The 11,075-nt window shown below is 59.6% G+C and carries 13 protein-coding genes; all 13 read left to right on the top strand.

What is annotated here, in order from left to right:
* Positions 1 to 32 precede the first annotated feature (32 nt).
* The 13 genes from ABD720_RS17065 (at position 33) to hisD (ending at position 11,072) form a co-directional block, all read left to right on the top strand.
* Positions 33 to 1,496, top strand: a complete 1,464-nt coding sequence (locus ABD720_RS17065) for a glutamate synthase subunit beta (protein WP_344765136.1) — start codon at positions 33 to 35, stop codon at positions 1,494 to 1,496.
* 132 nt (positions 1,497 to 1,628) lie between these two features.
* Positions 1,629 to 2,432 (top strand): ABC transporter ATP-binding protein, encoded by an 804-nt coding sequence (locus ABD720_RS17060; protein WP_344765134.1) that lies wholly within the window; start codon positions 1,629 to 1,631, stop codon positions 2,430 to 2,432.
* Positions 2,432 to 3,208, top strand: a complete 777-nt coding sequence (gene mlaE / locus ABD720_RS17055; protein ID WP_425548005.1) for a lipid asymmetry maintenance ABC transporter permease subunit MlaE — start codon at positions 2,432 to 2,434, stop codon at positions 3,206 to 3,208. The genes ABD720_RS17060 and mlaE overlap by 1 nt, the downstream gene beginning before the upstream one ends.
* A 113-nt stretch (positions 3,209 to 3,321) precedes the next feature.
* Positions 3,322 to 3,795, top strand: a complete 474-nt coding sequence (gene mlaD / locus ABD720_RS17050; RefSeq protein WP_344765130.1) for an outer membrane lipid asymmetry maintenance protein MlaD — start codon at positions 3,322 to 3,324, stop codon at positions 3,793 to 3,795.
* Entirely contained in the window at positions 3,792 to 4,703 is a 912-nt protein-coding gene (locus tag ABD720_RS17045; protein WP_344765128.1) for an MlaA family lipoprotein, read from the top strand. The genes mlaD and ABD720_RS17045 overlap by 4 nt, the downstream gene beginning before the upstream one ends.
* A gap of 32 nt (positions 4,704 to 4,735) precedes the next feature.
* Positions 4,736 to 5,395 (top strand): MlaC/ttg2D family ABC transporter substrate-binding protein, encoded by a 660-nt coding sequence (locus tag ABD720_RS17040; RefSeq protein WP_425547995.1) that lies wholly within the window; start codon positions 4,736 to 4,738, stop codon positions 5,393 to 5,395.
* A gap of 8 nt (positions 5,396 to 5,403) precedes the next feature.
* Positions 5,404 to 5,718 carry an STAS domain-containing protein gene (locus ABD720_RS17035; protein ID WP_344765126.1) on the top strand — a complete coding sequence of 105 codons (315 nt, stop codon included), beginning with the start codon at positions 5,404 to 5,406 and terminating at the stop codon, positions 5,716 to 5,718.
* A gap of 123 nt (positions 5,719 to 5,841) precedes the next feature.
* Positions 5,842 to 6,753 (top strand): ABC transporter ATP-binding protein, encoded by a 912-nt coding sequence (locus ABD720_RS17030; RefSeq protein ID WP_344765124.1) that lies wholly within the window; start codon positions 5,842 to 5,844, stop codon positions 6,751 to 6,753.
* Positions 6,750 to 7,505 (top strand): ABC transporter permease, encoded by a 756-nt coding sequence (locus ABD720_RS17025; RefSeq protein ID WP_344765122.1) that lies wholly within the window; start codon positions 6,750 to 6,752, stop codon positions 7,503 to 7,505. Before ABD720_RS17030 ends, ABD720_RS17025 begins: the two co-directional genes overlap by 4 nt.
* 51 nt (positions 7,506 to 7,556) lie before the next feature.
* Positions 7,557 to 7,793 (top strand): BolA family protein, encoded by a 237-nt coding sequence (locus ABD720_RS17020; protein WP_344765120.1) that lies wholly within the window; start codon positions 7,557 to 7,559, stop codon positions 7,791 to 7,793.
* Positions 7,793 to 9,043: a UDP-N-acetylglucosamine 1-carboxyvinyltransferase gene (murA, locus tag ABD720_RS17015; protein ID WP_344765118.1), complete on the top strand. Its 1,251-nt coding sequence runs from the start codon at positions 7,793 to 7,795 to the stop codon at positions 9,041 to 9,043. Before ABD720_RS17020 ends, murA begins: the two co-directional genes overlap by 1 nt.
* 35 nt (positions 9,044 to 9,078) lie before the next feature.
* Positions 9,079 to 9,738, top strand: a complete 660-nt coding sequence (gene hisG, locus ABD720_RS17010) for an ATP phosphoribosyltransferase (RefSeq protein WP_344765116.1) — start codon at positions 9,079 to 9,081, stop codon at positions 9,736 to 9,738.
* A gap of 20 nt (positions 9,739 to 9,758) precedes the next feature.
* Positions 9,759 to 11,072, top strand: a complete 1,314-nt coding sequence (hisD, locus tag ABD720_RS17005) for a histidinol dehydrogenase (protein WP_344765114.1) — start codon at positions 9,759 to 9,761, stop codon at positions 11,070 to 11,072.
* Positions 11,073 to 11,075: the final 3 nt, after the last annotated feature.

Genomic DNA, 11,075 nt, shown 5'->3' with positions numbered 1-11,075 from the left:
TAGAATAATACGTCGTACAACCTGGATCGATCATGGGAAAAATTACCGGCTTCATGGAATTTCAGCGCCTGAAAGAGGCAAGCCAAGACCCGAAGTTGCGCACCAAGCATTACAAGGAATTCACGCTCCACCTGGCCGACAGTGAAGCCAAGGTGCAGGCTTCGCGCTGCATGGATTGCGGTATTCCGTTCTGCAATACCGGTTGCCCGGTCAACAACATCATTCCGGACTGGAATGACATGGTGTATCGCGGCAGCTATCGCGAAGCGCTGGAAACCCTGCATTCGACCAACAACTTTCCGGAATTTACCGGACGGATCTGTCCGGCACCGTGCGAAAGCGCCTGTACGCTGGGCATCAACAGCGACGCCGTCGGCATCAAGTCGATCGAACATTTCATCATCGACAAGGGCTGGGAAAACGGCTGGGTCGTGCCGCAACCATCGGCCACCCGCACCGGTAAAAAAATCGCCATCGTCGGTTCCGGTCCTGCCGGCATGGCCGCTGCCCAGCAGCTGGCCCGCGTCGGTCACGATGTCACCGTGTTCGAGAAGAGCGATCGCGTCGGCGGCCTGCTGCGCTACGGCATTCCTGACTTCAAGATGGAAAAAACCCATATCGACCGCCGTGTCGAGCAGCTTGAGGCCGAAGGCGTGACCTTCCGCACCGGCGTGCTGATCGGCAAGGACTTTCCGTTGAACGTGAATAACTGGGCCAAGGAAACCATTTTCCCGGAGCAGCTCGAAAAGGACTTCGACGCAGTCATCATCGCCGGTGGTGCGGAGTATCCGCGTGACCTGCCGGTGCCGGGCCGCGAACTCAAGGGTGTTCACTTCGCGATGGACTTCCTGCCGTTCCAAAACAAGGTCGATGCCGGTGACAAGGTCAGGGACCAGATCATGGCCACGGCCAAGCACGTGGTCGTCATTGGCGGTGGTGACACCGGTTCGGACTGTGTCGGCACCTCGAATCGGCAGGGCGCGCAATCGGTGGTCCAGTTCGAACTGATGCCGCAACCGCCGGAGCAGGAAAACGGCCCGCTGGTCTGGCCTTACTGGCCGACCAAATTGCGCACCTCGTCCTCGCACGAAGAAGGTTGTGAGCGCGACTGGGCCGTTGCTACCAAACGCCTGGAAGGAAAGAACGGCAAGGTCGACAAGCTCATCGCTGCCCGGGTCGAGTGGAAAGATGGCCGCATGCAGGAAGTGCCGGATTCCGAATTCGAAATGAAAGCTGACCTGGTCCTGCTGGCCATGGGCTTCGTGTCGCCGGTGTCGCAGGTGCTGGAAGCCTTCGGTGTCGAGAAAGACAGCCGCGGCAATGCCAAGGCCACCACCGATGGCGCAGGTTGCTATCAGACTTCGGTCGACAAGGTCTTTGCGGCAGGTGACATGCGTCGCGGCCAGTCGCTGGTGGTCTGGGCGATACGCGAAGGTCGTCAGTGCGCGCGCGCTGTCGATGAATTCCTGATGGGTGAGTCGGTTTTGCCACGATAATTCTGCACTAAAGCCTGTTCGTCCCGCCTGCGCGGCCCCCTATGTGGGGTCGCGCACGTCTTATTGTGCATTGCACTGAGCGTTCCTCCGATCTGTTCTACAATCACGGTTTTGCAACAGCCCAATTCCCTTGTGTCCAATCTCGTCGAAATCCGCGATCTGCATTTTGCTTATGGAGAACGTCCGATCCTGTCGGGTGTCCGTATGGATTTTCCACGCGGGAAGGTCATTGCAGTCATGGGTGGCTCGGGTTCCGGCAAGACCACGGTACTCAGGCTCGTCGGAGGTCAGCTAACCCCGCAATCGGGCGCGGTTACGGTCGACGGTGCGGTAGTGCATGAGTTGTCGCAACAAGGGTTGTTTGCGATGCGCCGCAAAATGGGCATGTTGTTTCAGCATGGCGCGTTGTTTACCGACCTGACCGTGTTTGAAAACGTGGCATTTCCGCTACGCGAACATACCGATTTGCCGGAAGACCTGTTGCGTGATCTGGTATTACTGAAACTGGAGGCGGTGGGTCTGCGCAATGCGGCGCAATTAAAGCCGGCGGAAGTGTCGGGCGGAATGGCAAGACGGGTTGCCGTGGCACGGGCGATCGCACTGGACCCGCAGCTGATCATGTACGACGAACCATTCGCCGGCCTGGATCCGATTTCGATGGGCGTGACAGCGAACCTGATTCGCCAGCTCAATGATGTGCTCGGATCGACCTCGATTCTGGTGTCGCATGACGTGAATGAATCTTTTTTGATCGCCGATTACGTCTATTTCCTGTCAAGCGGAAAAATCGTGGCCGAGGGTACGCCCGCCGAAATGCGTGTGTCGGCTGATCCGTATGTCAAACAATTCGTCCATGCCGAGGCGGACGGGCCGGTGCCGTTTCATTATCCTGGTAAATCGCTGGCGATTGATCTTGGCCTGGAGCGGCAGTCATGATGGTGCTCTGGATCACCGCACTGGGCCGCTCACTGCGCGAGTTCGCCGAAAATGCCGGTTACGCGACGCGTGCATTCCTGGCCATTCTGCGCGCTTCGGGCAGCCTGTTGCGCCGGCCCCGGTTAATCAGTGACCAGATTCATTTTGTCGGTAACTATTCTCTGGTCATCATTTCGGTGTCTGGTCTGTTTGTCGGTTTCGTGCTGGGCTTGCAGGGCTATTACACGTTGAGCCGATACGGCTCCGAACAGGCGCTGGGTTTGCTGGTGGCGCTGTCGCTGACGCGTGAACTGGGGCCGGTAATTACGGCACTGCTATTTGCCGGACGGGCTGGAACCTCGCTGACGGCCGAGATCGGATTGATGAAAGCTGGCGAGCAACTGTCGGCCATGGAAATGATGGCAGTCGATCCGGTCCAGCGCGTGCTGGCGCCGCGTTTCTGGGCGGGGGTGATTGCGATGCCGGTACTGGCAGCGATTTTCAGTGCGGTCGGCATCATGGGTGGCTATGTGGTCGGCGTGAAAATGATCGGTGTCGATGAGGGCGCATTCTGGTCGCAGATGCAGGGTGGCGTCGATATCTGGCAGGACATCGCGAATGGTGTGCTGAAAAGTGTCGTGTTCGGTGTGGCAGTGACGTTCATTGCGTTGTATCAGGGGTATGAAGCGCAGCCGACGCCAGAGGGCGTGGCGCGGGCAACCACCCGGACTGTGGTGATTGCCTCGCTGACGGTGTTGTGGCTGGACTTTCTGATGACGGCGTTGATGTTCAATTGACCTGCAGCGCAGCAAGCGCAGGGCATGGCCGATCGCTTGATCGGTTGCTTGCCCTGCACTGACAATAATAGTGGTTTACTAACAGGGTTCACCCTGAGTTGAGGTATCGGTTCATGCAACGAAAATCATTGGATCTGTGGGTTGGCCTGTTCGTGCTGCTCGGTGCTGCGGCGCTATTTTTCCTGGCCATGAAGGCAGGTAACATGAGCTCGCTGTCCTTCGCAAAAACGTACCAGGTCAAGACCCTCTTTGACAACATCGGTGGTCTGAAACCACGTGCACCAGTCAAAAGTGCCGGTGTCGTGGTCGGTCGGGTGTCGGACATCTCGTTCGATGACGGACGCTTCCAGGCAGTGGTGACGCTGGACATGGAAAGCAAATACAAGTTTCCGAAAGACAGTTCGGCAAAAATTCTGACGTCCGGTTTGCTGGGCGAGCAATACATCGGCCTTGAGCCTGGTGGAGATACCAACTTGTTGGCCGCCGGGGACAAAATAAAAATGACGCAATCGGCCATCGTGCTTGAGAACCTGATCAGTCAGTTCTTGTTCAGCAAGGCAGCCGAAGGAAAGGAACCACCAAAATGAACCCCGCTCTGAAACGTATCGCCATTCTTGTACTGGCCGTGGCCATTACCGGCTGCGCCAGCACCCGCAATCCGCAAGATCCGTTCGAAGGCTACAACCGCGCCATGTTCAAGTTCAATGACGGCGTCGACCGGGTTGCCTTGAAGCCGGCTGCGACCGTGTACCGCGATGTGCTGCCGCAATTCGTGCAGACTGGCGTGGGCAACTTTTTTGGTAATCTCGGCGACGTCTGGACAGCGGTCAACAATCTGCTGCAGGGCAAAGTGGAAGACGGCCTGAATGACTTCATGCGTGTGGCGGTCAACAGCACGCTCGGCCTTGGCGGCTTGCTCGACATCGGTTCGGAAGCCGGTTTGCAGAAGCATCGCGAAGACTTTGGCCAGACGTTGGGTGTCTGGGGTGTCAAATCCGGTCCGTATGTGGTGCTGCCGCTGCTGGGATCGTCAACCTTGCGCGATACGATTGCCACGCCAGTCGATTTCGCGGGTGACCCGTGGAGTTACAAGGACCCGCGTAGCGCACGTTACGCCGGTACGGTCACCCGTGTCGTCGACCTGCGCGCCAGCGTGCTGGATGCGTCCAGCCTGATCGAAGATGCCGCGCTGGACCGCTACGAATTCATCCGCGATGCCTATCTCCAGCGGCGTCAGAGCCGGATTTATGATGGCGATATTCCGCATGGCCGCGCACGCAAAGTGGGCATGGAAGTCAGCGAGGACTTGAATGCGCCGATGTTGCCCGCAGCTAAGTCGGAGGCATTGATCGTCACGACGCCAGCAGCGCAGGCCGCTATCGGCAATGACGCCGGTCCGGCGGAGATCGCCACGCAAACGCTGCTTTCGGACGCATTGTCATCGACGCTGTCATCCGACACACCCGCTAAACAGTTATTGGTCCAGGCGGATTGAGCCAAACCGCCCAACCATCCAAACGGAAAATCATGGAAAAATTTAAAAAGTTATTTGCTGCAGTCGTCACTCTTGGTGCAATGGCGCTCACCACAACGATCACTCCGGTCTATGCCGCTGACCTGGAAGCGCCGGATGCGCTGGTCAAGCGCATCAGCCAGGAAGTCCTGGACATCGCCAAGGGTGACAAGGATATTCAGGGTGGTAACCAGACCCGTGTTCTGCAAGTCGTCGAGGAAAAAATCCTGCCGTTCGTTGACTTCCAGAAAATGACCGCGCTGGCAGCCGGCCGCTTCTGGCGCACTGCGACACCGGAACAGCAAAAAAAGCTGACCACCGAATTCCGCAGCCTGCTGGTCTACACCTACTCGGGCGCCATTTCACAAGTGCGCGACCAGAAGGTCGAATTCCGGCCGATGCGTTCCGATCCTGCAGACACCGATGTCGAAGTGCGCTCGCAGGTACTGCAGTCCCGTGGCGAGCCGATCCAGATCAATTACCGCCTCGAAAAAACTGGCGCCGGCTGGAGAATCTATGACGTCAACGTGCTCGGCGCCTGGCTGGTCGAAACCTACAAGAGCACCTTCGCTGCCGAAATCGGTCGTGGTGGTGTCGACGGTCTGATCAAGGCGCTGTCCGATAAAAACCGCAAGCTGGCTGATTCCACCGCCAAAGCCAAAGCAGCATCCTGATCCCTGCCATGATCGAGTCCGTCTTGTCCTTGTCGCTGCCCCTCACCTTCGCGCATGCCACGTCTGCACTGGCAGAGGGCTTGAAGGCGATCGCAACGGGACGGCAGGTCATTGATCTTGGCAAGGTCGCGCAAGTTGATTCCAGCGCCATCGCGGTCCTGCTGGCGTGGCAACGCGCCGCGCTGGCCGCACCAGCACCAGCATCGCTGACATTCGTCAACGCCTCAGCCAGTCTGGTGAGCCTGGCGACACTCTACGGCGTCGCCGATCTGCTCGGGTTCGATGCTGCCGGTAGCGGTCGAACCGATCTGCCGCATCACTGATTCCGACGCACAGTCGGGCAGTCGCCATCAGAAATCCCCTATAATCCAAGGCTTTCGCCAGATGACGAACCGCCTTTAGGGTTACCGTTTTCGGTTCACTTCAAGAATTGCACATTCGCCGCCATGGCCGCCATCCAGATCACCAACGTTGAAAAAAATTACCAGTCCCTGCGGGCACTGGACCGGGTATCGCTGTCGATCGAACAGGGCGAATTTTTTGGCTTGCTCGGACCGAACGGTGCCGGCAAAACCACGCTTATCTCGATCATCGCCGGATTGAACCGGGCCGACGCCGGCACCGTGACGATCGAGGGCCATGATGTCGTCACCGATTACCGCGCAGCGCGTTCGCGCCTCGGTGTGGTGCCGCAGGAGCTGGTGTTCGATCCGTTTTTCTCGGTGCGCGAAACCTTGCGCATGCAGTCCGGTTATTTCGGCCTGAAGAACAATGACAAGTGGATCGACGAAATCATGCATCACCTGGATCTGACCAACAAGGCTGATGCCAACATGCGCTCGCTGTCGGGCGGCATGAAGCGTCGCGTGCTGGTCGCCCAGGCGCTGGTGCACAAGCCACCGGTGATCGTGCTCGACGAGCCGACCGCCGGGGTCGATGTCGAACTGCGCCAGACGCTCTGGAAATTCGTCGCGCGCCTGAACCGCGAAGGACACACTGTGGTGCTGACGACCCACTATCTGGAAGAAGCGCAGGCACTGTGTAACCGAGTGGCGATGCTCAAGGCCGGCCGGGTGGTCGCGCTCGACACCACTGCCAAGCTGATTCAGCGAATTTCGGGTTCGCAACTGGTGGTGCGGCTGGCCAGTGGTCAGTTGCCCGACAGTCTCAAGCCGCTGGTGGCGATTCCGGATCAGCTACTGGGCGGGACCCAATTCACGCTGCGCGTGGCCGACTACAACGATGTCGAGCCGATCCTGGCACGATTACGTGAAGGCGGTGCGGTGATTGAAGACATGCAGCTCCAGCAAGCCGATCTGGAAGATGTCTTCCTGCAAATTATGGATGGTGAAAAATGATCGGTTTCCAGACGTTGTTTTACAAGGAAGTCCTGCGTTTCTGGAAAGTCGCGACCCAGACCCTGACCGCGCCCATCGTCACTGCCATGTTGTACCTGCTGATTTTTGGCCATGTGCTGGAAGCCCATGTGCAGGTGTATCCGGGGGTGGGCTACACGGCGTTTCTGATTCCCGGCCTGGTGATGATGAGCGTACTGCAAAATGCGTTTGCCAATTCGTCGTCATCGCTGATCCAGTCCAAGATTACCGGCAACCTGGTGTTTGTGTTGCTGCCACCGCTGTCGCACTGGGAGCTGTTTGGCGCCTACGTGCTGGCGGCGATCGTGCGCGGTGTGGCGGTCGGCGCCGGCGTCTTCGTGATCACCGCCTGGTTCGCGCACCTGTCGTTCGTTGCGCCATGGTGGATCGCCATTTTTGCGGTGCTGGGTGCGGCGATGCTTGGTACGATGGGGCTGATCGCAGGAATCTGGGCCGAGAAATTCGACCAGCTGGCGGCGTTCCAGAACTTCTTCATCATGCCGGCGACGTTCCTGTCCGGCGTGTTTTATTCGATCAAGTCGTTGCCGCCGGTGTGGCAGACGGTGTCGCATTTCAACCCGTTTTTCTACATGATTGACGGCTTCCGGTATGGCTTTTTCGGCCAGTCCGATGTCGACCCGCTGCTGAGTCTGTCGATCGTTGCGGGGTTTTCCGTGCTGCTTGGTGCCATTGCCATAGGCATGCTCAAGAGCGGCTACAAACTTCGTTACTGAGGGTGCCGCCTGGCGCCTTTTTTTAGCGACCCATTTTAAAGATACAACACCATGTTTCCTACGCCAGAACTCGTCAAGAATTACATCGCAGCCGGTCTCGACTGCACCCACGTCGACGTCGAAGGCGATGGCCAGCATTTCAAGGCGGTCATCGTCTCGGAAGCCTTCGCCGGCAAGCGCCTGATCCAGCGCCATCAGATTGTCTACGCCGCGCTGGGCGACCGCATGCGCGAAGAAATCCACGCGCTCTCCATGAAGACCCTGACACCCGAAGAATTCGCCCAATAATGGATAAACTGCTGATTACCGGCGGCAACCGCCTGTCCGGTGAGATCCTCATTTCCGGCGCGAAGAACGCCGCGCTGCCGATCCTGTGCGCCGGTCTGCTGACCGCCGAGAGCGTGCAACTGTCGAACGTGCCGCAATTGCAGGATGTCGCCACGATGCTCAAACTGCTGCGCCAGCTAGGTTTGCGCGCCGAGCAGGAAGGCAACCGGGTCATGCTCAATGGTGCCGCCATCGACAGCCTTGAAGCGCCGTACGAAATGGTCAAGACCATGCGTGCCTCGATCCTGGTGCTCGGTCCGCTGCTGGCACGTTTCGGCGAGGCCAAGGTATCGCTGCCGGGTGGCTGCGCGATCGGTTCGCGTCCGGTCGACCAGCACATCAAGGGTTTGCAGGCGATGGGTGCCGAGATCAGCATCGAGGCCGGCTACATACTGGCGCGTGCCAAGAAGCTGCGCGGCACCCGCATCGTCACCGACATGATCACCGTCACCGGCACCGAAAATCTGCTGATGGCCGCGACTTTGGCCGACGGCGAAACCGTACTGGAAAATGCCGCCCGTGAGCCCGAAGTGGCCGACCTCGCCAATTTGCTCGTGAAGATGGGCGCAAAGATCGACGGCATCGGCACCGACCGGCTGGTGATCCAGGGCGTGGCAGCACTGCACGGCGCCGAACACACGGTGATTGCCGACCGTATCGAGACCGGCACCTTCCTGTGCGCTGTCGCTGCCGCCGGTGGTGACGTGATCCTGAAAAACACCCGCAGCGACATCCTCGACGTGGCGCTCGACAAGCTGCGCGAAGCCGGCGTGATCCTGACTGCCGGGCCGGACTGGATTCGCGTCCAGATGGCCGCGCGTCCGAAAGCAATCAGCTTCCGCACCACCGAATATCCGGGCTTCCCGACCGACATGCAGGCCCAGTTCATGGCGGTCAACTGTATCGCCGACGGCACCAGCCACGTCACCGAAACGATTTTCGAGAACCGCTTCATGCACGTTCAGGAAATGAACCGCCTCGGCGCGGCGATTGATATCGAAGGCAATATTGCGATCATCAAGGGTGTCGACAAGTTCGTCGGCGCACCGGTCATGGCGACCGATCTGCGCGCCTCGGCGTCTCTGGTGATTGCCGGTCTGGCCGCGCAAGGCCAGACCCTGATCGAACGGATTTACCACCTGGATCGCGGCTATGACCGGATGGAAGTCAAACTGTCGGCCGTCGGCGCCCAGATCGAGCGGGTCAAATAATGCACATGCCCACATCAGGACCAACAACCATCCCCATGGAACAGCAACTCACCCTGGCCCTGTCGAAGGGCCGCATCTTCGAAGAAACCATCCCGTTGCTCGAAGCTGCCGGCATCATGGTCACCGAAGATCCGGAAACCTCGCGCAAACTGATCCTGCCGACCAATGACCCGTATGTCCGCGTGATCATCGTGCGCGCCTCGGATGTGCCGACCTACGTGCAGTACGGCGCGGCTGACTTCGGTGTCGCCGGCAAGGATGTCCTGAAAGAACATGGTGGCGAAGGCCTGTACCAGCCGATCGACCTGAATATCGCCAATTGCCGCATGTCGGTGGCGGTGCAGGCCGGGTTTGATTACGCAACGGCGGTACGGCATGGCGCGCGACTGCGCGTGGCGACCAAGTATGTGCAAACCGCCCGCGAACACTTTGCCTCGAAAGGGGTGCACGTCGACCTGATCAAGCTGTACGGGTCGATGGAGCTGGCGCCGCTGGTCGGGTTGTCGGATGCGATTGTCGACATGGTCAGCACCGGCAATACGCTGCGCGCCAACAACCTCGTCGAAGTCGAGCACATCATGGAAATTTCGGCGCGGCTGGTGGTGAATCAGGCCGCCCTGAAACTCAAGCGTGAGCGCCTGCAGCCGATTCTGGAAGCGTTCGAAAGAGCCACCCGGATCGCACAATCAACGTAGATACAGAAAGCAACCTCGCGATGACACTCCCGATCCGCAAACTTGATTCGACCGAACCCGATTTCCTGGCGCAGCTCGATGCCGTGCTGGCCTTCGACACCGTGGAAGACGCGGCCATCGACCAGGCTGCCGCGCATATCCTGGCGGAAGTGAAGCGGCGTGGCGACGACGCCGTGCTGGAGTTCACCAATCAGTTCGACCGCCTCGCAGCCGACCGCGTCAGCACGCTCGAAATCGCGCAGGCCGAATTGCATGCCGCGCTGGAGAACCTCTCGCCGGTCCGCCGCGATGCGTTGCAGCAGGCCGCGGATCGCGTGCGCAGTTATCACGAGCGGCAAAAGCAGGAATGCGGTTCGGCCGGCTTCACCTACACCGAAGCCGACGGGTCCGTGCTGGGCCAGAAAGTCACGCCGCTGGACCGCGTCGGTATCTATGTCCCGGGCGGCAAGGCGGCCTATCCGTCGTCGGTGCTGATGAACGCGATTCCGGCCAGGGTGGCGGGCGTCTCTGAAATCATCATGGTGGTGCCAACCCCTGCCGGCGTCAAAAACCAGCTGGTACTGGCCGCAGCCGCGATTGCCGGCGTCGATCGCGTGTTCACGATCGGTGGTGCGCAAGCTGTCGGTGCGCTGGCCTACGGGACTGCGACCATTCCGCAAGTCGACAAGATCGTCGGGCCCGGCAATGCCTACGTGGCCGCTGCCAAGCGTCGCGTGTTCGGCACCGTCGGTATCGACATGATTGCCGGGCCTTCCGAGATTCTGGTGATCTGTGACGGCAGCACCGATCCGGACTGGATCGCGATGGACCTGTTTTCGCAGGCCGAACATGACGAGCTGGCGCAATCGATCCTGCTGTGCCCTGACGCGGCGTATCTGGTCGCGGTCGAAGCCAGCATCAACCGCCTGCTCGCCGACATGCCACGCAAGGACGTGATCGCCACCTCGCTGACCAATCGCGGTGCGCTGGTCAAGGTGCGCGACATGGAAGAAGCCTGCGCGATCGCCAACCGGATCGCCGCCGAGCATCTGGAAATTTCTGCGCAAGACCCGCAGCGCTGGGCCGACCGGATCCGCCACGCTGGCGCCATGTTCCTCGGACGGTTTTCATCCGAAGCGCTGGGCGACTATTGCGCCGGTCCGAACCATGTGTTGCCGACCTCGCGCACGGCGCGTTTTTCGTCGCCGCTGGGCGTCTACGATTTCCAGAAGCGCTCGTCGATCATCCATGTCAGCGCCGCCGGTGCGCACACGCTGGGCAAGATCGCTGCCGAACTGGCCTATGGCGAAGGCTTGCAGGCCCATGCCCGTTCGGCGGAAATGCGTTTCCGGTGAAGC

Source organism: Actimicrobium antarcticum (assembly GCF_039536745.1).
Lineage (GTDB): Bacteria > Pseudomonadota > Gammaproteobacteria > Burkholderiales > Burkholderiaceae_D > Actimicrobium > Actimicrobium antarcticum.
This window is presented reverse-complemented; position numbering and strand designations above follow the sequence as displayed.